Below are 20,549 nucleotides of genomic sequence, written 5' to 3'. Positions count from 1 at the left end.
GGTAGGATGGCTTATGACACAGACTAGAGAGTATACGAGAGAGCATGCTGATCGCTTCATCCGGGAATCGAAGCATCTGCTGAGACCGGATTACAGGCTGAATTACCATCTGATGGCGGAGTTCGGCTGGATGAACGATCCTAATGGCTTTGTCCATCACGATGGCCAATACCATTTATTCTATCAACATTATCCATATAAGCCGGTATGGGGACCGATGCATTGGGGTCATGCCGTGAGCAGAGATTTGATCAAGTGGGAATACCTGCCGGTCGCGCTTGCACCGGATACTGAATTCGACCGAGGCGGATGTTTCTCCGGCAGTGCGGTCAGCAAGGACGGCAAGCTCTATTTGATGTACACCGGCCATGTCGTGACCGGTCCGGATAAGGACCGGGATTACAAGCAATCGCAGGGCATCGCGGTATCGGAGGACGGGGTGACCTTTGAGAAGCATGCGCGCAATCCGGTCATCGGCTATGACCAGATCCCGGAATGGGCGAGCCAGAAAGATTTTCGCGATCCGAAAGTATTTGAGCGGAATGGACGTTATTATGTATTGCTCGGCTCCAATGACGGTGCGGGCAACGGACTTGTGCTCGTTTACCGGTCGGACGACTTGATGAACTGGACGTTCATCGGGGAGCTGGCGCGCAGCGACGGCCAATTCGGCGATAACTGGGAATGTCCGGATCTGTTCGAGCTTGGCGGCAAGGACGTGTTCATGCTGTCGCCACAGCGGATGCCGGCACAGGGCGAGCAGTACCGCAACCTGCATTCCACGATGGCGGTCATCGGCGCATTCGATTCGAAGACAGGTCGGTTCGAAATGGAGCAGCACGCGCAGGTGGACCACGGCTTCGACTTCTATGCGCCGCAATCCATGATGGACGAGAAAGGGCGGCGCATCGTCATCGGCTGGATGGATATGTGGGAAACGGACATGCCGACGCAGAACGGTCATCATTGGGCGGGCGCGATGAGCTTGCCAAGGGAAGCAGTACGGCATGAAAACAGAATTATTTACCGACCGGTTACAGAACTGGAGAACTACCGGTGTAACGCTTATACGGAAGCGGATATTTGGCTGGACGGGGAACGCGAGCTGCCGGTCGGCGGCGATTGCTACGAGCTCGAAGTCGTATTCGAAGCGGTCCAAGCCGAGCAGTTCGGACTGAAGCTGCGCGTCGGTGACGGCGAGGAGACGGTATTGACCTATCGGTCGGATGATCAGCTATTCCGATTCAACCGCGACCGGTCCGGTATTGGCCCCGGCGGCGAGCGCCGTGCCATGACGAGGCTTGTGGAAGGGAAGCTTGGCTTGCGCATTTTCGTGGACAAAAGCTCAGTGGAGGTCTTTGTCGGCGATGGCGAGATCGTCATGACCGGACGGATCTATCCGGGTGCGGCGTCTACGGGCTTACGTTTGTTTTCGACAGGCTCCTGCCGGGTGGCGTCGCTTCGGAAGTGGGATATCGAGTAAGGAGTTGGGCCGCTGATTAGCCTGATCAACGTCAAGAAGGGAGCATGAAGTTGCGGACAGTATTTACGATTGGAGAAGCGTTAATCGATTTCATCCCCCATCAGAAGGGGGGAGGGCTGAAGGAAGTGGACAGCTTCCGTAAAGCCGCAGGCGGCGCGCCGGCGAATGTGGCATGCGCGGTCGCGAAGCTCGGCGGACGCAGTTCGTTTATCGGCAAGCTTGGCGCTGACGCATTCGGAGACTTTCTCGTGGAGACGATGGAGCAAGTCGGCGTGGATACGCGCTATGTATTCCGGACGAGCGAGGCGAATACGGCACTAGCCTTCGTTAGCCTGAAAGCGGATGGGAATCGGGAATTCTCCTTCTACCGCAATCCGAGCGCTGACATGCTGCTGGAGGAATCGGAGATCGCGGGTGAATGGTTTGGCGAAGGCGACATTCTGCATTTCTGCTCCGTCGATTTAATCGAGGCCCCGGTCAAATACGCGCACCGCAAAGCGATTGCGTTGGCGAAGGCTGCCGGCGCTGTCGTCAGCTTCGACCCGAACGTGCGGCTGCCGCTCTGGCCGGATCGGGAATCGTGCAGGCAGACGATCCTGGAATTCCTTCCGCATAGTCATATCGTGAAAATTAGCGATGAGGAGCTCGCATACATCACAGGTCATGCGGACGAGCAGACTGCGATCGACTCGCTGTTCGTCGGCGACGTGCAGCATGTCGTATACACGCGCGGTCCGCTAGGTGCGGTCTGGTACGCACGAGATTTCAGCGTTTCGGTTCCGGGACAACGGGTGGCAGCAATCGATACGACAGGAGCGGGCGACGCCTTTGTTGGCTCGTTGTTATCTCGGCTCGCGGAAAAGCCGGCATTTGCCCGAGGTATTGATGAGGCATCCGCTCGCGAAATGCTGGCTTTCGCCAATAAAGCTGCGGCCATAACCGTAACGCGAACCGGAGCGATCGATTCACTGCCTACGATGGGAGAGATAGAACGCTTCAGGTAAGTTGCAGTGGTAGGGACATGTATGATTTGACAGTCAGGAATGAACTTTTTGTTCATCCCTGGCTTTTTTGCGTAAGCGGCGTTAAAAATCATGGACGGCTTTTTTCCCGAACCAACCGGCCAATGGGTGAAATTCAGCCTGGCATTATTGTTTTACAGGGAGAAAGCGTAAAACATTCGCTGGAGATGGAGCTAGTTGTACGTGATGGGATGGTTACCGACCTACGCTCAGGAGGAACTAAATTTAACCATGAAGATATGATATGCTTCTGATATCTGCCTAAGAGAGGGACGAGGTTAGCGTGAATCGTATACAAGACTTGAGCAAGTTCATTAAGCTAACCGGGGATCGAGCCAAGTTGGATGCAAAAGCGAATGGAACTTATATTGTATATAAAACGCGCGAAGGCGAGTTTGTGAAGGAGTCCAGCAACGGTGAAGTCGAACGAATGAATGAACAGGACCTTCCTCATGAATGACGCATCGCCACCATGTTCGTATTCGTCAGATGCAAGAGGCGAAGACGAACGGATTTGAAGTCATTATGTTCTATGTCGGGTTGGGCGATGTACGGCTTAACATTGAACGCGTAGCGGCGCGAGTTCGAAATGGCGGCCATCATATCGACCTAGGATATCCTTAGGCGCATCAGACCTCAATAAGCAATCTGCTTGAACATCTGAAGCTGATCGATCATCTTATCGTCATTGACAATAGCAGTTCCGCCTGCGAGATTGTACTGGAAGCGGATAGGACCAGTATTAAGCACCATACAGACCCGTTGCCGGAATGGGTGAACATCATCCATCACCAGTTACAAGAAAGAAATAATGAAAAGATGTAAGCCGATTTCCGTCACGAGATGGAAGTCGGTTTATTATTTTGTCGGAAATCGGGTCGTGTTCACAATGTCAAAAAATTCGATAACACCGGGGAAGACCTGGAGGACCTGATCTCGATCGGGACGATCGGTCTGATCAAAGCGATCGAGAGCTTCCAGCAGGGCAAAAGGACGAAGCTGGCGACCTTCGCGGCTCGTTGTATCGAGAACGAAATCTTAATGCACTTGCGTAGTTTGAAGAAGACCAAGAAGGACACGTGTTGTCCCTGCATGATCCGATCGGGACGGACAAAGAGGGGAACGAGATTACGCTGATCGACATCCTCGGTTCGGAAGCTGACGATGTGGCCTAGCATATGCTTCCGAAGTAAGTTTTCTGCGAAAACTTTTAAGTTCAATTTAAAATAGAGAAGAGCAAGATATACAAGAACCTGGATATATTGGATGACCGGGAGAAAGAAGTTGTGGTTGGAAGGTTCGGATTGATCACCGGCGGGGAAGAGCGGACGCAGCGGGAAATTGCGAAGGAATTGGGGATTAGCCGCTCCTACGTGTCGCGGATTGAGAAGCGGGCGTTGATGAAGCTGTATCATGAGTTTTATAAGCAGAAGAAGTGAATGATGGGCCGCTCTGGATGGGCGGCCCGGATGACTGGCTGACGACCGATTGCGGAAACTTGACCGGCGACTAGGGGGTAAGCAGGAGAATCGTGTTTTATGAGAACCGATACGTCCAGAATCGTTCCGTTCCGAAACGTGCCTGGATTTCCGCATCCGATAATTTTTTGTTACCTAACAATTCAGCTGCTTGGAATTGGGACTTATGGGCTTGAATAGATGCCATTTTCTGTTTCAGGTAACCTCTAACGTTATTAATGATATCAGGCTTGCCGATCTCGTGTTCGTGATTGTTTGCGAATGCCATGCAATGCACGGTCGGCCTACGATCTGCAGGCATTCTGCCGATCGTTCGGATTACCGCCGCACCGCATGCGTTGTGATCGGGATGAACGCTCAGCGTCGGGTGGAAAGTAATGACCAACGAAGGATTCAGCTCTTTCATGAGCGCTTCGATGCTACCGTCTAACTTCGCTTTATCCTCGAATTCAATCATTTTATCGTGAAATCCAAGCATTCTGAGATCCCGAATGCCAATAGCATGGCAAGATGCTTCCAGTTCCTGCTTGCGTATGGAGGGTAGAGTGACCCGGTTGGCGAAAGGCGGTATTCCCATATTGCGACCCATTTCTCCTAAAGTCAAACAAGCATAAGTGACTTCCGCCGATCCTTGGTCGAGATGCATGGCAAGCGTCCCTGACACGCCGAACGCTTCGTCGTCCGGATGCGGAAGTACAACTAGGATATGTCGTTTCATCATTGTTCAATTCCCCTTTACCTTAGAATGGTTCCCGACTCAATTGCAGCGCCACAACGAGTTTTCCTGCAGGATCGTGACCCGCAAGGATGAGCCTATCGGAATCCGTCTCTTCATAATGGGTAAGCCCTTCGGAATAAACCCAGCCAATTCCCGTTTTCAAACCGACACGATATGGGCCGTCCCCGGAAATCGAACCGTGGGAATAACGAATAACGGCGTTCGTAATAAAGGTCGCGGCTGGATGTTTCGTAAGGTCCAGATGCGCTGCGTAAGCTCCCGTTGTCATCTCGAGATGGATATATAAATCGCAATCGATAAGGATATCTAACAATTGCTGGACTTTCGTTTTGTCGATCAGTTGCATTTTCTTTCCTCCTGACACCTATGGCATTTCCCGTTTTTATATGGTTACATTCCTATTTGTTCGGTGATTCAATACCTTCAACAAATGATCCAACCGAATTTAAATTATAGAACAATCATTCCCCCTCCGTCACCATAATATCGTTTGGGCTTATTATTTGACCTCTATAGGTCCTCTAAGAGTTTACGTTCTTTATCGCAACCGCCCACTAACCACTGGTTGCATCAGGTTGTGTCACAATGTCAAAAAATTCGATAACACCGGGGAAGATCTGGAGGACCTGATCTCCATCGGGACCATCGGTCTGATCAAAGCGATCGAGAGCTTCCAGCAAGGCAAAGGGACGAAGTTCGCGACGTTCGCGGCTCGTTGTATCGAGAACGAAATCTTAATGCACTTGCGTAGTTTGAAGAAGACCAAGAAGGACACGTGTTGTCCCTGCATGATCCGATCGGGACGGACAAAGAGGGGAACGAAATCACGCTGATCGACATCCTCGGTTCGGAAGCCGACGATGTGGCGGATAAAGTGCAGCTGAAGATAGAGAAGAGCATATCCTCGATGACCGGGAGAAGGAAGTCGTGGTGGGGCGGTTTGGATTGATTACGGGCGGGGAAGAGCGGACGCAGCGGGAGATTGCGAAGGAGTTGGGGATTAGCCGCTCCTATGTGTCGCGGATTGAGAAGCGGGCGTTGATGAAGCTGTACCATGAGTTTTATAAGCAGAAGAAGTGATTAATACAGGACTTTCATCAAGAACGACCCAATCGCGACTATGCATGAATCTTGATTAACATCGTAGAATAGCCAAGGCGTCCACGCCTTGGCTATCTTCTACACTTTAAAATAACGCACCACATGCAAGCGATGGGGTACCACGGGATGAACTTGTAGTGACGCAAGTTATCGGTGATGGAAAAGTTAATTGGTAGGCAGTAAACAGACCGCTGATATCTGCTTTAAGAATCCTGGTATGATATACTTCAGCTATACACTTGAATGTGGATGGTGAAAAGGAATGAACCGTATACAAGATCTAAGCAAGTATATTAAGCTAACCGGGGATCGAGCAAAATTGGATGCTAAAGCGAACGGAACTTATATAGTATACAAAACGCGTGAAGGTGAATTTGTCAAAGAGTACAGCGATGGCGTAATCGAGCGAATACATGAACAGGACCTCTATCATGAATGATCCCATTGCCACCATGTTTGTATTCGCCGGTAATAACGGTAGCGGCAAAAGTACGATTCGCAATCTGATTATTGAACGGCTGGGTGTAAGTGTTATTATTGATCCGGATGCCTTGGCTCGCGGAATCGATCGAGAAAATCCTGACCGTCGCAAAGTTTCGGCCGGTAAAGAAGCTATTAAGCTTGCAAGGGAATGCATTGTGCATAAGCGTGATTTTACCGTTGAAACCACGCTTGCAGGCGGCAACGTGATCCGACAAATGCAGGAGGCAAAGTCGAAAGGTTTCGAAGTCATCGTGTTTTATGTAGGATTAGGAGATGTACGTCTTAACATTGAACGTGTCGCTTTGCGAGTTCGAAATGGCGGCCATCATATCGAAACTGAAGATATCCTTAGGCGTCATCAGACATCCTTGAGAAATTTGCTTGAACACCTGAATCTGATAGACTACCTCATTGTCATTGACAACAGTAGTAACGACGGTGAAATTGCACTGGAAGCGGATCACACCACAATCCAACATTTTGGCACCTCGTTACCAGAATGGGTGAAAGACATCGATGACCGTTTACAGGAGAGAAATAATAAGTGGGGATAAACCGATTTCCGTCTCGAGGCGGAGATCGGTTTATTTTGTTCCGAAAATACATCAGGTCGTGTTCACAACGTCAAAAAATTCGATAACACCGGGGAAGATCTGGAGGGGCTGATCTCCATCGGAACCATCGGCCTGATCAAAGCGATCGAGAGCTTCCAGCAGGGCAAAGGGAAGAAGCTTGCGACCTTCGCGGCTCGTTGTATCGAGAACGAAATCTTAATGTACTTACGTTCGTTGAAAAAGACGAAGAAAGACGTTTCGCTGCACGACCCGATCGGGACGGACAAAGAGGGGAACGAAATCACGCTCATCGACATCCTCGGTTCGGAACAAGGCGATGTGGCTAAGCATATGCTTCCGAAGTAAGTTTTCTGCGAAAACTTTTAAGTTCAACTTAAAATAGAGAAGAGCAAGATCTACAAGACTCGATGACCGGGAGAAAGAAGTCGTGGTCGTATCGTTCGCCCTTTACAAGAAAGTAATAAAAATGAAGTGTAAGCCGATTTCTGTCATGTGATGGAAGTCGGTTTATTTTTGTTTCGGAATTATCGGGTTTTGTTCACAATGTTAGAGAAGCTGGCGCTCATTCTTCATTACAGCTGTTTTCTCATAATGATCCGAAATATATTAGATTTCCGCGTTCCCAGTCGTCGCCTATAATCAAATTAGAACCGGTTCGCAAGAGGACAACAGTAGATAGCGGGAGGTCATAGAGTTGAGGAAAGCTTCGATTACGCTCTTTGTCGTGCTGATGGCCATATCCATGGCGCTGGCAGGCTGCAGCGGGAATAACGGAAGCAACTTGCCAAATGGCGGTGAAGGCAGCGAGAAGGAAACGGCCGAGAAGGTGAAGGTACGCCTCGCCTATTGGAACAAAGAAGACAGCGTGAAGACGCTGCTTGCCCTTATCGCGAAAAAACTGCCGGATATTGAAGTAGAATACCAATTTATCGATAACAAGCAATACGACAACATTATCGCGACTCAGCTAGCGGCCGGTTCGGGACCGGATATTGTGTCGGTCAGTCCGTCGGCAAGCACCAAATACGCGAAGCTCGGTTACCTTCAGGATATCTCCGCGCTCGCGGACCGCTACAACGACGCAGGCAAAAACGTGTATTCCGCAGACGGCAAATTGTATGCGATTCCAGGCATCAGTTGGTTCGAGGGCATTTTCTACAATGTCGATATTTTCGATCAATACGGACTGAAGCCGCCGTCTACATTCGCGGAGGAATTGGCCCTGCATAAGGCGCTGAAGGACAAAGGGATAAAGCCTCAGGCGATGGGCGCCAAATCGTGGGAGCCGATGATGAAGTCGTCCATGGGCTACGTGATGAACGAATTCCTTGCGAAGCCGGAGAACAAGGACTTCGACGTACAGTTCGGCCAAGGGGCGAAGAAGCTGGCGGACAGCTGGGTCCCGGCGGTCGAGCAGTGGTCGGCGCTTATTCAGGACGGCTATCTGAACGAGGAAATGCTCGGGATCGACTACGATCAGGCACTGGACGAATTCGCCACGGGCAAAGCGGCGATGTGGGAATCCGGCCCATGGGCGATGGAAGCGATCAAGAAGAAGAACCCGAACATCAAAGTCAACATGTTCCCGTTCTACGGCTCGCAGCCAGGCCCAGGCTGGCTGATCGGCGGCCCTGGCGTCGGCTTCGCGGCGAACAGCAAATCCGCGCATCCGGAAGCCGTCATGAAGGTGCTCGATCTGATTTCGACGCCGGAAGGCCAGCAGGCGTTCTGGAACGACAACAAGGGCGGCAGCAGTTACCTGAAAGGCGTGGAGTTCGAGATGCCTGCAGAATACGAGGGCGTGAAGGAAACGTTCAAAGCGGGCAACGTGTATGCGCCATGGAACAACTGGGGCGACAATGCGCAATCGCTGATCGAGGAGTACGGGAAACGGCTGCAGGAGGTGCTGGGCGGCAGCAGCTCAGTCGGCGACGCGCTGAAAGGCACGGACGAGAAACGGGCCGAGTTGAGCGACTTGGGCTCCTAGCTATTAGGGTAAGCGGTTAGTAACTTGTATTCGACGAGAATTATTCATAGCACGAACCATACGGCAGCGCTTAACCGGCGGCTGCCGTCTATTTTGCCAAGAAAGGTCGGTAAGGCCGTGATGAATCAAAGAACGTGGAAACGCGAGCTAAACTATAGCTTGTTCATCGCACCCGCGCTTCTGTTCTATGTGCTATTCTCCGTGTACCCGTTCCTGTCGATGTTTTACTACAGCGTGACGGATTATACGGTCCGCAAAATAACGAACCTGTCGTTCGTCGGTCTCGACAATTACAAGCATCTGTTCGGCAGCGACCTGCTGCGCACCGGCCTGAAAAATTCGATTCTCTACGCGGTGCTTATGACGGTGTTCCAGACGTCGCTTGGACTTGTGCTCGCGGTCTTCCTCGATCGTAAGCTCGCGACGCGGAATCTGCTACGCTCCGTCTTTTTCATGCCCGCGGTCTTTAGTCCATTGATCGTCGGGTTTCTCTGGGGCTATCTGATGTCCACTTCCGATTACGGGCTAATCAATCAGGGGCTTGAGGCACTGGGGCTTGGCAAGATCAACTTCCTTGGCGATAAAGACATCGCACTGTATTCGATTGTGTTTACGCAATTGTGGCAATGGACCGGTTGGGCGATGGTCATTTTCCTCGCGAATCTGCAGAGCATCCCGAAGGATCTCTACGAGGCGGCCGATATTGACGGCGCGAGCGGCTGGAAGCAGTTCTGGCGCGTCACGCTGCCGCTCATGCAACCGTCGGTCAATGTCGTGGCGGTTACGGCGATGATCGGCGGGCTGAAGGTGTTCGATATCATTCTCGCCTTGACCGACGGCGGCCCGGGCAATGCCACGCAGACGATCATGACCGCTTATATTAAAACATCATTTAATGAAGGCTTCTACAATCGGGGAGCGGCGTTCGGCGTCGTGTTCTTCGGCATCGTCATGGCAATTACGCTGATTATGATGCGTTATCTGAGCAAGTGGGGGGAGAAAATACGATGACAACACGGCCCTATTCTGCCAAACGACGGCTGCGCCGCTACCCATGGATACTGGAAGCGATCCTCATTCTGCTGGCGGCTGTCGTGTTCGTTCCAGTCTATTACTTGATCGTGACGACGTTCAAATCACCGGAAGAAGCCGCTCTCCATCCGCTGTCGCTGCCTGCAGGTCTGGATTTCGGCAATTACGCCGCAGCCTGGGAAGCGATGGTCTATCCGCGCGTGCTGGCGAATACCGCCATCGTCACGATTGCCTCCGTGATCGGTATCGTCGTCTTCTCCGCGATGGCGGCGTACGGACTGGCGCGGCGCTCGCACACGCTGCATCGGGCTATCTTCTACTTGTTCCTTGCGGGATTAATGGTTCCATTCCAAATGGGACTCGTCAGCCTATACAAGCTGATCAATGCGCTTGGCTTGATGGACTCGCTGTTGGCCGTTATCTTCGTCAATATCGGCAGCGGCTGTACCATTGCGATATTCCTGTTCCATAGCTTCATTCAATCATCGGTGCCGCTGGAGCTGGAGGAGTCGGCATTCATGGACGGCTGCTCGGTGCCGAAGACGTTCTGGCTGATCGCGTTCCCGCTGCTGAAGCCGGTCATCGCGACGGTCGCGATCGTGTCGACCTTGAATGTGTGGAACGACTTCATGAATCCGCTGCTGTTCCTGCAATCCAGAGAACATAACGTAATTCTGCTTGAAGTATTTCGCAATATCGGCCAATTCTCGGTCGACTGGACGAGCCTGTTCCCGATGCTGATGCTCGGCGTCGCGCCGCTTATGGCGTTCTATCTGTTCATGCAGAAATATATGATCAAAGGCGTCGCGGCGGGAGCGTTGAAAGGATGAGCGGGGGGGACAGAATGGGAATGGAAGATGAACGCGGCGCGGTTCAAGCCGTCCAAGCGCTAATTGCCCGCACAATCGGAGGTGAGCTTGCTACGAGCTTCAAGCTAAACCTCATGACGGATAACATGGACGGCGAACGGTTTGAGGTCAAGGCTTCGGAGGCGGGCGGGATCGAAATTAACGGCAGCTCGGTATCCGCCCTGGCGGCAGGTTTTCATTGGTACCTGAAGCATGAAGGCGGCGTGCACCTGTCCTGGTGCGGAAGCCGAATCGAATTGCGGAATCCGCTGCCGCTGCCGGCTCGTCCGATCCGCCAGCGTTCTCCGTATCGTTACCGCTATCACTTGAATTACTGCACGTACTCCTATTCCATGGCGTTCTGGTCATGGGAGCGATGGGAGCGGGAACTCGACTGGATAGCCCTGAACGGGATCAATCTGATGCTCAGTCTGGTCGGACAGGAGACGGTATGGCGGAATACGCTCGTTCGAATCGGGTATACCATGGCGGAAGCGGCGGCTGAGATATGCGGTCCGGCCTTTTTCGCCTGGCAGTGGATGCAAAATTTGACCAGTTGGGGAGGGCCGCCGACCGATGGTTGGTTCGAGGATCGCGCGGAGCTTGCAAAACGGATTCATGACCGGATGCGCGAGCTCGGCATCGCGCCGGTCGTTCCCGGCTACTGCGGCATGGTGCCGGCCGACTTCGGCGAACGGTTCGCGCCGGAAGGGGACTTGCCGCTGGACCAAGGGTTATGGTGCGGGTTCCGCCGGCCATCGCTGCTGCTGCCGGAATGGCCTGCCTTCGGCACGGTCGCCGCGATCTTCTACGAGGAGCAGGAACGTCTCGCAGGACCGGGCATTCGCTATTACAGCATGGACCCTTTCCATGAAGGGGGAAGCGCCGTGGGCGTCGATCTTCCCCGATACGCGAAGGGAGTCGAGCGGCATATGCGCCATCGCAACCCGGCGGCGGTGTGGGTGTTCCAGGCATGGGAAGGCAATCCGAAGCGCGAACTGTTGCATGCGGTACACCCGGAACATGCGCTCGTGCTCGATCTATGGTGCGAATCCAAGCCGGCGTGGAAAAGCGAGAGTGCGTTTCAGGGCGTGCCGTGGGTGTGGTGCATGATCCAGAATTACGGCGGCAAGAACGGTTTATTCGGCAATCTGCAGACAATTGCGCACGCCCCGCTTGAAGCCTTGGGCGATCCGTCGAGCGGCGCCATGTCAGGGCTCGGCCTGGCGATGGAGGGGATCGGCACGAATCCGGTCATGTACGACCTGATGACGGACATGATGTGGCGGACCGAAGCGCCGGATATTGGCGAATGGCTGCAGGGATATATTCACCGTCGCTACGGCAACGCGCCGGATGAAGCCATTCAAGCTTGGCGACTGCTCGCGGCGAGCGTCTACGATGCGCAGACCGTCCAGCAGGGTGCTGCCGAATCGCTGCTGTGCGCAAGACCCGCGCCAGCTATTGCCAACGTGTCTACATGGGGGCCATCGCGTCCGCATTACGAGACGTCGAAGGTTCGGGAGGCTTGCCAATTGCTGCTCGCATCCCGGGTGGCTTGCGATGCTTCGGAAGGGTACCGCTACGATCTCGCCGATGTTGCCCGGCAGGCCGCAGCCGATTATTCGCGTACGGTATACGCCGAGATTATGGAGGCGTATGAGCGGAGAGAGCAAGCTTTCTTCGAGCTGGGGGTCAAACGGTTCTTAACGTTGCTGGACGCGCAGGAGGAACTGCTGCGGACGCGCCCGGAATTCCTGCTGGGCCGCTGGCTGAAGGAAGCCCGAAGCCTTGGCGGGACGGAATCGGAGCGGCAGCAATTGGAATGGAACGCGCGGACTTTGGTGACGGTATGGGGACCGCGAGCATCCGCGGAGGTGTTGCATGACTATGCGCACCGCGAGTGGTCAGGGTTACTTGAGCGGTTCTATCGGCCGCGATGGGAGCTATACTTCGCCAGTCTCCGGAATGCGCTTGAGAACGGCTGCGAGCCGGCGGCGATCGATTGGTTCGCCTGGGAATCGGAATGGGCGCTCGGGACTGACGTATTTGCTGACGATCCGGCAGGCTGCGTGTACGAGGCGGCAGAACGGATACTCCATCTTTGCCGCGTCTGAATCGGTGCCCACCTACCTCGCTGCCGTCAAAACCGCTTTTGAATAACAGTGTTCGGCGCTAAAGCCGGAACACTGTTTTTCGCTATCTGGCGAATGTCGGATTTGGTAGAATAAAGTCTAAAAGGGGGGCGGATATATGCTTCGCATGCTTGTAGCGGATGACGATCAGAACGAACGGGACGGCATCCGGTATTTGATTGAGAAACACCGGCTGCCCATGGAGATCAAGGAAGCGAAGAATGGCAGGCGGGCGCTTGCCATTCTTCAGGAGGAGCCGTTCGACGTCCTGCTTACGGATATCCGGATGCCGTTCATGGACGGTTTGCAGCTTGCTCAGGAGGCTCGCTGCCTGAAGCCGGATCTGCGTATTGTCATTCTGAGCGGGCATGGCGAATTCGAATACGCCCGCCGGGCGATTACGCTGCAGGTGAAGCATTATTTGCTCAAGCCGATCGAGCCGGAGGAATTTCTGGATGTTATGCGAGTATTGGCGGCGGATTATGAGCAGCAACAGTCCCTCCTTCAGCCGGTTGCGCAGCCGGTCAAGCGGTACGCCGCTCCCGCCGGAGAGGACGCCGTACCGTCAGGCGTGGAGGAGGCTCACCGCAAACGGGCGGTGCACGAGGTTATTCGTCTGATTGAGCAGCAGTTTGACCGGGACCTGAGCTTGGAGCAGTTGGCGCGCCATGTGCACCTCTCCGGAAGCTATCTCAGTCATATATTCAAACGGACAACCGGCCAGAGCATCGTGAAATATATTAACCAGCTTCGAATGGAGAAGGCGCGGGAGCTGCTCGATCAGAACAATTATAAAATCGTCGATGTGTGCAGAATGGTCGGGTTCTCGGATATCTCCTACTTCGGTGTGATGTTCAAAAGCCACTACGGCCTTACGCCTGCTCAATACCGGGAGCGGGTGCGCACGTCGTGAATATGCTGCTCTCATTCTTTCGCAACCGAAAGTTAATGCACAAGCTTATCGTGACTTATTTGATTATTGGCGTTCTTCCGGTTGCTTCGCTTGGCGTGTTCGCTTACCGCGCGGCGGAAGGCTACCTGGAGAAGCAGGCGCTGCTGGGGATGAACGAAACGGTTCGTCAGGCTGCGGCCAACGTCGATCAGGAACTGGAGAAGGTGCGCGGCTTTATCGATTTCATGGTGTACCATCCGGTCGTGAAGAAGGTCGCCGGGCGGGAGCTTGGCAACATGCTCAACTATACCCGGGAGCTGAACGAGAATATCGAGCCGACGATTTGGTATTACATCAACATTCACCGGGAGCTTAAGGAAGTGTTCTTCTATTCGGACTATGTAGGGCGGCAGATCGGCAACTTTATTTATCCGAGCAACGAAGTGAGGCAGACAGACTGGTACAGGGAGGCAAAGGCCGGCAACCAGACGCTATGGCGGGTTGACGAGAGCGGCGTCCTCTATGCGTCGCATGCGATCCAGAGGAGCGACAATACCACTTTCGCGGGCGTGCTCCGGGTGCGTCTCGACCATGATCTATTGTTTGCCAAGCTTGCGGGGGATTCCGTCGGCGAAGGACGGTATCTGATCAAGGATAGCTCCGGGAGTCTCATATACAACGGAGGCGTTAACGAATCCCTCTCAGCGCAGATCGGGGAGCAACGGCAGCAATCCATCCGCGTTGACGGCAGCATGTATGTGTCTACGGGGGTTCAGATTCCGAACACCGCATGGACGGTTTATTACGTCGCGCCGAAGAACCGCGTGCAGGTCAGCTCGACCGATATTCTGGGGGCGACGGTGTCCGTGCTGCTGCTATCGGGAATCGTGCTGCTCGCGCTCATCTGGCTATTCACGCGTACGCTCGTCAAGCCGATTCACGCGCTTAAGCGCAGCATCGTCTCCGTCGAGAACGGGGACTTTCAAGTACCGTTCCGAACGGCGTCAAGCGATGAAATCGGGGAGCTGACAGCCAGCTTCGATAAGATGGTGCGGCGCATCCGTATCTTGATTCAAGAGGTGGACGAAGCCCGCACGCAAGAGAAGGAAGCGGAGCTTGCCGCGCTGCAGGCGCAAATCAATCCGCATTTTCTGTATAACACGCTGTCGCTCATCAACTGGAAAGCGGTGCGGCTTGAAGCGCCGGAAATCAGCCGGGCTGCCAATATGCTCTCGAAATTTTACCGCACCAGCCTGAACCAAGGGAAGGCGGTGACGACCGTTGCGGAAGAACTGGCCAACATCCAAGCCTATATTGAAATCCAGCGCATGATGCACAGCGAAGGGCTGGAGGTTGTATTCGACATCGACGAGCAGGCGCTAGGCTGCGAAATCGTCCATTTCGTCCTGCAGCCGATCGTGGAGAACGCCATCATTCATGGCTTGGACGAGCGGGAAGAAGCGGGCGGATTGCTGATCATTCGGGCAGAACTTGCCGTGGATGCCGTCGTTCTGACTGTGCAGGACAATGGCGCGGGGATGGAATCATCGGTTTGCGTATCCTTGTTGGAACGGGAGTCGGCGGGGGGATACGGGCTTCGCAACGTGCACGAGCGGATACGCTTCTATTGCGGGGAGTCGTATGGGCTGCGGATCGCGAGCGTCCTGCGCGAGGGAACGACGGTGACGCTGGCATTCCCGCGTTCAACCTCGCTTGCGAGGGAGGCGTCCGGTGCTGCGAATGCGAAAATCGTGTAACCAGGATGTGTTGGAACTATAAGCAACGAGCCGTTATGGCTCGTTTTTCTTTTGGTCGGAGGCTTGGGAAAGGATACCACGCAAATCCCCATAGGAATCGAAAAAATCTCATATGGGGGTGTCGCGGAATAGCTTCTATAATGACGGTGTAACCCAAAGAGCGAAAGGAGGCGGCAGGAATGAAACGAGGTGCGAGAGGCGCTGTGCGCGGCCGGCTGTGGCTAATGATTACCTTCCTGCTTATTGCTTTATTGCTGGGTGCAATCGGCGCCATGTTCGCAGGATGTTCTTCGGCCAACAGTGAATCCGAAGCGGCTGGCAGCACAGAAGGCGAAGCGCGCAGACAAGCGGAACGCGCAGCTCAGACATTATGGCATGTGCTGGATGCGGAGGGAAATCAAGCAGAGAGCGTGGCGGACGAACATCCGGACGTCATTGCGGTACGGAAGTTGCTTATTCTGCATGCGAATGCCATTAATAACCGCAGCTATAAAACGATTCGGCCGGAGGAGGAGCTTGCTTATTATACGGAGACTTTCCGCAGCCAGCTTGGTAAGCGCTATCAGAATGAGTTGAAGCAGCTGTATGAGCAGCAGCAAATCGAAATCAAGCAGCGGAATCTGGCTTGGTACGACATTACGTTCGCAGCCGATTACCGCCGAGCGCAGGCGAAGGTGGAGGACGAGTTCGAATTCGTCGCATGCGAGCCGCAATACCTTGCCGCACGCAAGCTGTCGCTCGGCAAGTCTTATAAGCAGCAGCGGGTAGTAGACCTTGTGAAGGAGGGAGATGCCTGGCGAATCGCCGATATAAAGAAAAGCCCGTTAACCGAAGGCAGCGCGAAGAACGAGGAAAGCGTTGAACCATCCAAAGGAGGAGAATAGAAGCATGAAGCAATGGATCAGAAAGACGGCAGGCTGGATGTCGATACTGGGCTTGGCGTTGGGCGCTTGGCCGGGAGGAGAGGCGGCCGCTTCCGATTTCCCTGCCAATCCGACGACGAAATCGGGGTATACGCTTGATTTCCAAGAGGAGTTCAACAATGCAACGCTAGATACCAATAAGTGGCTCCCCTATTATTTGCCGCACTGGACGAGCGACCGTACGAAAGCGGCAGCCCGCTATACCATCGAGAACGGCACGCTGATCGAACGCATCGACGCCGATACCCCGGCGTGGAACCCGGCCTACGACGGCACGGTTCGCGTGTCCAGCATTCAGACATACGAACGGGATTGGCTGCATCGGTTTAACGGCTCTATGCCGAACGATCATCATGAACCGACATTCAACGGCTACAGCACGACATACGGATATTTTGAAATCCGGGCCAAGTTCTCCGATGTAGGCGGCGGTGGACATCAGGCCTGGTGGCTGGTCGGGACGCAGGAAGATACGACCCCAACCGGACAAACGACCAAAAACGCCGAAATCGACATCATCGAATCCTTCTTCAGCAAACCGCAAACGTGGAGGATCGCCGCTTACGGCTGGAACGATCCGGATTTCCTTTCGTCTTGGGTATTGCACGAGGATCCGGTTCCTTCGGGCAGCCCAACTGCGGAGTTTCACGTCTATGGAATGGAGTGGACGCCGACCGCGCTAAATTTCTACTACGATAACCAGCTCTATAAGACGATCAATCAGGCGCCGCAAAGCCCAATGGGCATGATCTTGGGCATCTACACCGACGCCGGCTCCGGTCAGCACAACAACGTGTTTCCGAAGAAATGGTACGTCGATTATGTTCGCGTCTGGAAGAAAAACGGCGGCTATCCGGAACCGTTCGTACAGATCAAAAATCGACAGACCGGCCAGATTATGCACATCGAGCAGAAGACAGGCAGCGTGCAGTACGGCAATGTACCGACGACCTATTGGAGTTCCCAATGGATGAGAGAGAAGACGACGGATGGCTATGTGCGGTATAAAAACCGTTGGACAGGCGAGTATCTGAACGGAACATCAGGGAGTAACGCAGGGTATGGCGCCGTAGCGCCTACGGTGACGACCAGCAACTGGAGCGAAGTGAGCCAGGAAGGTTACAAGCGGATTCAGAACCGCAGCAGCGGGCTTTTCCTGCATACCGAGAATATGACCGGAAGCGTGCAGCAGGGCAGCGTGCCGGCCACCTATTGGACGAGTCAGTGGTCGTTCGTGCCGGTATCGAATTAATCAGGGGGGTGATAGGCGGCTTGCTCAGGGGATAACCAATCGATCAGAATCATAGCGAGGAAGTCTCTTTACGCCGCGCAAGTGCCCCGATCGGAACGGACAAAGAGGGGAACGAAATCACGCTCATTGACATCCCTCGGTTCGGAAGCCTACGACGTGGCCAAGCATATGCTTCCGAAGTAAGTTTTCTGCGAAAACTTTTAAGTTCAACTTAAAATAGAGAAGAGCAAGATTTATAAGAACCTGGATATCCTCGATGACCGGGAGAAGGAAGTCGTGGTTGGACGGTTCGGATTGATTACCGGCGGGGAAGAGCGGACGCAGCGACCTTACTCGGCCCTTTTTCCGGAATCTCGATCGTCGGCTAAGTACGACTGACGCTCGCATACAGCATTTTCTGGGGAGCGATCGGGCACATTTTACCCATTAATAACGCCGACTATATTAGACTCAAAAGATGTGACGGCGGCCTGTCAGAGATGATGGGCTACTTTTTTATTATGAAACAAGGACATTACTTCTAACAGTAGGATAAACAACAATCATGTTACTCATGATCGTCTTTACCTCAATATGTATGAAAGCTATATTATGGGTATGAATAACCGAATGGTAGACTTGGATTTGGAGGTGTGAATAATGAGTACAATCCTTATAAAAAACGTACAGACCGCTCATACAGACCATGTACTTCGCTCGGTCGATGTTTGGATTCGCGAAGGAATTATTGCTCACATTGGGACTGAGGCTTTGATGGATATTGATCCGAAAAGCTGTGAAATCATGGAAGGAAACGGTCATTTGTTGATCCCAGGCATGATTGACGTACATATCCATGGCGCGAATGGATTCGATATGATGGACGGTACGGAAAATAGTATCCAAGAGGTATCTAGAGCCTGCGCATTAACGGGCTGCACCTCTTTCCTGGTTACATCTGTAAGCTCAAGTATGGAGGACTTACTTGCCCTATTACGTGCTGTAAAACGCGTTATCGGACATGAAATAGGGGCGAAAATTGCCGGTATACACCTAGAGGGTCCTTATTTGAACGTGAAGCGAAAAGGCATGCAAAATGAGCGTTTCCTTCGACATCCGGACATGAACGAAATGAAGCAAATCTTCCAGGAAGCAGGGGAGCTTATCAAGATGGTTACGATAGCTCCGGAACTTCCGGGCGCGATGGAACTCATTCAATTTTTAAAAGAAAGAGGCGTCGTAATCGCCGTTGCTCATTCTGACGCTACATACGAGGAAGCAAAGGAAGCATTTCAGGCGGGAGCAAGTCATGTTACCCATTGTTTTAATGGTATGCGCCCGATTCATCACCGGGATCCCGGGTTAGTCGTAGCCGCTTTCGAAGAGGATCATGTAAGCCTGCAGGCAATCGTAGATCAGGTTCATCTACACCCGGCGATCGTTCGACTCATGCACCGGATTAAAGGCCCTGAAGGAATGGTCCTGATTACGGATGCTCTTCAAGCGATGGGGCTAGGAGATGGGGTCTATCAATTCGGAGGACACGAAGTAACCGTGAAGAGCGGCGAAGCGAGGCTAACTGATGGGACATTAGCCTCCAGCACGGTTACAATGAACGAAGCTTTACGATTGACTGTCTCATTGGGCATCCCACTAATTGATGCGGTTGCGATGGCTTCGACTACGCCTGCCCGTATTCTTGGAATGAGCCAGTTAGGCAAGATTGAAATTGGTTACAGGGCGGATTTGGTCTTGTTGGATCCGCAGTACCAAGTACAATGGGCGATGATTGATGGCAAGTTAATCGACCATGTCGGAGGATTCGACCTGAGCAATCGATTGTCAACTGGCACCCCATCCAGCTAACGAATCAAGCACTCCCGAATATTGGTTGTAGGAGCTCCTCCTGCGCCAGACTTTCATACCGGTTCCGGTTCGAGCCGCAAGCACATCACAAGATCGTTAAGCTCAACATCGCAATCGAAGCAGCTGCATATTTTTTTCTTTTCATAGGACCCTCCAAGAGGGCTTCGAATTTGTTCAGACATTTCATTTCCTTGGGTTTATTTTTTGTTCTGAATTACATCGGGTTGTGTTCACAATGTCAAAAATTTCGATAACACCGGGGAAGATCTGGAGGACTTGATCTCCATCGGTACGATCGGCCTATTCAAAGCCAAAGAGAGCTTCCAGCTGGGCAAAGGCACAAAGCTGATGCTATGTTAAATTTTTAAGGTTGAGATGTTGACCATAAAAAACCGCCTTGGTGAAAAGGCGGTTTATTGAGCTATCGTCTTAGTAGTTAAATAAATGATCTGTTTTCATTCATCTTTTGACTTTATATCTGTGGCTTTTTTTAATGGCTTTTGAAGTGCGTCCACAATGGCTGCGAGGATACTTGTTGCTAGAACCCCCATTAGACCTAGAGATATTGGACCTGCTGCATCATCACCTGTGAATTGAGCATGCACTCTTAAATAAACGATTGCTAACAAAATGAAGAAAATGACAGTAAAAGCGCACTTTTTTATGACCTGCAAAGATTGAAGAGATAACGCTGAGAAAGCATGGTTCTTTTCGATATAGGCTAAAAGTTTAAATCCTTGATACAACGCTGCAGAAAACGCAATACATATTCCATATGCACATACCAAAAGCGGGTATAGCGAATAATCACCTGGACGCTCTATCGCGTCTCTTCTGGCTGCTTCAGGCAACAAATATATACACACGGTAAGCACTGCAAGTCCAATCAGAAAAATGATGACTTTCAAGAAAGTGGTTGAACCCCGTTTAACATTCATCTCAAACACCTCATTTATATCATGACAACATGATTTTAGCATGAAAATTATCGTTTAAC

Annotated in this window: 15 protein-coding genes and 5 pseudogenes; 17 read left to right on the top strand and 3 right to left on the bottom strand. The window is 52.6% G+C overall.

The window, feature by feature from the left end:
• The first annotated feature begins 13 nt into the window (after window positions 1–13).
• From BCM02_RS24440 to sigK (BCM02_RS24425), 3 genes and pseudogenes are all read left to right on the top strand, one after another.
• On the top strand, window positions 14–1,483 hold the full coding sequence (locus BCM02_RS24440; RefSeq protein WP_148931756.1) for a glycoside hydrolase family 32 protein: 1,470 nt from the start codon (window positions 14–16) through the stop codon (window positions 1,481–1,483).
• Between the two features lie 50 nt (window positions 1,484–1,533).
• Window positions 1,534–2,487 (top strand): carbohydrate kinase family protein, encoded by a 954-nt coding sequence (locus tag BCM02_RS24435; RefSeq protein ID WP_148931755.1) that lies wholly within the window; start codon window positions 1,534–1,536, stop codon window positions 2,485–2,487.
• Between the two features lie 903 nt (window positions 2,488–3,390).
• Window positions 3,391–3,944: pseudogene (gene sigK / locus BCM02_RS24425) on the top strand (RNA polymerase sporulation sigma factor SigK); the annotation flags it as partial.
• A 97-nt stretch (window positions 3,945–4,041) separates the two neighbouring features.
• Here sigK (BCM02_RS24425) and bshB2 read toward each other — a convergent pair.
• Entirely contained in the window at window positions 4,042–4,701 is a 660-nt protein-coding gene (gene bshB2, locus BCM02_RS24420; protein WP_148932055.1) for a bacillithiol biosynthesis deacetylase BshB2, read from the bottom strand.
• Window positions 4,702–4,723: 22 nt separating this feature from the next.
• Window positions 4,724–5,068 carry a YojF family protein gene (locus tag BCM02_RS24415; protein WP_148931754.1) on the bottom strand — a complete coding sequence of 115 codons (345 nt, stop codon included), beginning with the start codon at window positions 5,066–5,068 and terminating at the stop codon, window positions 4,724–4,726.
• A 223-nt stretch (window positions 5,069–5,291) separates the two neighbouring features.
• On the opposite strand from BCM02_RS24415, the pseudogene sigK (BCM02_RS24410) reads away from it, so the two are divergent.
• The 14 genes and pseudogenes from sigK (BCM02_RS24410) to BCM02_RS36105 form a co-directional block, all read left to right on the top strand.
• Window positions 5,292–5,802: pseudogene (gene sigK, locus BCM02_RS24410) on the top strand (RNA polymerase sporulation sigma factor SigK).
• A gap of 452 nt (window positions 5,803–6,254) precedes the next feature.
• The gene (locus BCM02_RS24405) at window positions 6,255–6,860 is read left to right on the top strand and encodes an ATPase (protein ID WP_148931753.1); all 606 of its coding nucleotides are present in this window, start codon (window positions 6,255–6,257) and stop codon (window positions 6,858–6,860) included.
• A 24-nt stretch (window positions 6,861–6,884) separates the two neighbouring features.
• Window positions 6,885–7,208 (top strand): annotated as a pseudogene (locus BCM02_RS24400) (sigma factor); the annotation flags it as partial.
• A gap of 367 nt (window positions 7,209–7,575) precedes the next feature.
• A complete protein-coding gene (locus tag BCM02_RS24395; RefSeq protein ID WP_148931752.1) occupies window positions 7,576–8,868 on the top strand; it encodes an ABC transporter substrate-binding protein in 1,293 nt (430 codons plus the stop codon).
• 120 nt (window positions 8,869–8,988) lie between these two features.
• Window positions 8,989–9,879 carry a carbohydrate ABC transporter permease gene (locus BCM02_RS24390; protein ID WP_148932054.1) on the top strand — a complete coding sequence of 297 codons (891 nt, stop codon included), beginning with the start codon at window positions 8,989–8,991 and terminating at the stop codon, window positions 9,877–9,879.
• Entirely contained in the window at window positions 9,876–10,730 is an 855-nt protein-coding gene (locus BCM02_RS24385; RefSeq protein WP_148931751.1) for a carbohydrate ABC transporter permease, read from the top strand. Before BCM02_RS24390 ends, BCM02_RS24385 begins: the two co-directional genes overlap by 4 nt.
• Before the next feature lie 14 nt (window positions 10,731–10,744).
• Window positions 10,745–12,865 (top strand): alpha-N-acetylglucosaminidase, encoded by a 2,121-nt coding sequence (locus tag BCM02_RS24380; RefSeq protein WP_187434394.1) that lies wholly within the window; start codon window positions 10,745–10,747, stop codon window positions 12,863–12,865.
• A gap of 136 nt (window positions 12,866–13,001) precedes the next feature.
• A complete protein-coding gene (locus tag BCM02_RS24375) occupies window positions 13,002–13,796 on the top strand; it encodes a response regulator transcription factor (protein ID WP_148931749.1) in 795 nt (264 codons plus the stop codon).
• Window positions 13,797–13,798: 2 nt separating this feature from the next.
• Entirely contained in the window at window positions 13,799–15,532 is a 1,734-nt protein-coding gene (locus tag BCM02_RS24370; protein WP_246183555.1) for a cache domain-containing sensor histidine kinase, read from the top strand.
• A 179-nt stretch (window positions 15,533–15,711) separates the two neighbouring features.
• Window positions 15,712–16,416, top strand: coding sequence for a hypothetical protein (locus tag BCM02_RS24365; protein ID WP_148931747.1), 705 nt, complete (start codon window positions 15,712–15,714; stop codon window positions 16,414–16,416).
• 4 nt (window positions 16,417–16,420) lie between these two features.
• On the top strand, window positions 16,421–17,707 hold the full coding sequence (locus BCM02_RS24360; protein WP_222871033.1) for a glycoside hydrolase family 16 protein: 1,287 nt from the start codon (window positions 16,421–16,423) through the stop codon (window positions 17,705–17,707).
• Between the two features lie 86 nt (window positions 17,708–17,793).
• Window positions 17,794–18,067, top strand: a pseudogene (locus BCM02_RS36110) (hypothetical protein); the annotation flags it as partial.
• Between the two features lie 279 nt (window positions 18,068–18,346).
• The gene (nagA, locus tag BCM02_RS24350; protein ID WP_148931746.1) at window positions 18,347–19,552 is read left to right on the top strand and encodes an N-acetylglucosamine-6-phosphate deacetylase; all 1,206 of its coding nucleotides are present in this window, start codon (window positions 18,347–18,349) and stop codon (window positions 19,550–19,552) included.
• A gap of 213 nt (window positions 19,553–19,765) precedes the next feature.
• A pseudogene (locus BCM02_RS36105) lies at window positions 19,766–19,900 on the top strand (flagellar biosynthesis protein FliA); the annotation flags it as partial.
• Window positions 19,901–20,007: 107 nt separating this feature from the next.
• On the opposite strand, the gene BCM02_RS24340 reads toward BCM02_RS36105, so the two are convergent.
• The gene (locus BCM02_RS24340; RefSeq protein WP_148931745.1) at window positions 20,008–20,490 is read right to left on the bottom strand and encodes a DUF2975 domain-containing protein; all 483 of its coding nucleotides are present in this window, start codon (window positions 20,488–20,490) and stop codon (window positions 20,008–20,010) included.
• Window positions 20,491–20,549 lie beyond the last annotated feature (59 nt).

Origin of the sequence: Paenibacillus methanolicus, from assembly GCF_008124765.1 — a bacterium.
Taxonomy (GTDB): Bacteria; Bacillota; Bacilli; order Paenibacillales; family Paenibacillaceae; genus Paenibacillus_Z; species Paenibacillus_Z methanolicus.
Note: the sequence above shows the minus strand (reverse complement) of the source record. Positions and strands in the feature narration are given on the sequence as shown.

What these genes read in the sequence shown, in the direction of transcription:
- BCM02_RS24390 (WP_148932054.1), top strand. Translation starts at nt 8,989, where the DNA reads ATGAATCAAAGAACGTGGAAACGCGAGCTAAACTATAGCTTGTTCATC.
- BCM02_RS24375 (WP_148931749.1), top strand. Translation starts at nt 13,002, where the DNA reads ATGCTTCGCATGCTTGTAGCGGATGACGATCAGAACGAACGGGACGGC.
- BCM02_RS24340 (WP_148931745.1), bottom strand. Translation starts at nt 20,490, where the DNA reads ATGAATGTTAAACGGGGTTCAACCACTTTCTTGAAAGTCATCATTTTT.
- BCM02_RS24385 (WP_148931751.1), top strand. Translation starts at nt 9,876, where the DNA reads ATGACAACACGGCCCTATTCTGCCAAACGACGGCTGCGCCGCTACCCA.
- BCM02_RS24405 (WP_148931753.1), top strand. Translation starts at nt 6,255, where the DNA reads ATGAATGATCCCATTGCCACCATGTTTGTATTCGCCGGTAATAACGGT.
- nagA (WP_148931746.1), top strand. Translation starts at nt 18,347, where the DNA reads ATGAGTACAATCCTTATAAAAAACGTACAGACCGCTCATACAGACCAT.
- BCM02_RS24365 (WP_148931747.1), top strand. Translation starts at nt 15,712, where the DNA reads ATGAAACGAGGTGCGAGAGGCGCTGTGCGCGGCCGGCTGTGGCTAATG.
- BCM02_RS24360 (WP_222871033.1), top strand. Translation starts at nt 16,421, where the DNA reads ATGAAGCAATGGATCAGAAAGACGGCAGGCTGGATGTCGATACTGGGC.
- BCM02_RS24415 (WP_148931754.1), bottom strand. Translation starts at nt 5,068, where the DNA reads ATGCAACTGATCGACAAAACGAAAGTCCAGCAATTGTTAGATATCCTT.
- BCM02_RS24370 (WP_246183555.1), top strand. Translation starts at nt 13,799, where the DNA reads ATGCTGCTCTCATTCTTTCGCAACCGAAAGTTAATGCACAAGCTTATC.
- BCM02_RS24440 (WP_148931756.1), top strand. Translation starts at nt 14, where the DNA reads ATGACACAGACTAGAGAGTATACGAGAGAGCATGCTGATCGCTTCATC.
- BCM02_RS24380 (WP_187434394.1), top strand. Translation starts at nt 10,745, where the DNA reads ATGGGAATGGAAGATGAACGCGGCGCGGTTCAAGCCGTCCAAGCGCTA.
- bshB2 (WP_148932055.1), bottom strand. Translation starts at nt 4,701, where the DNA reads ATGAAACGACATATCCTAGTTGTACTTCCGCATCCGGACGACGAAGCG.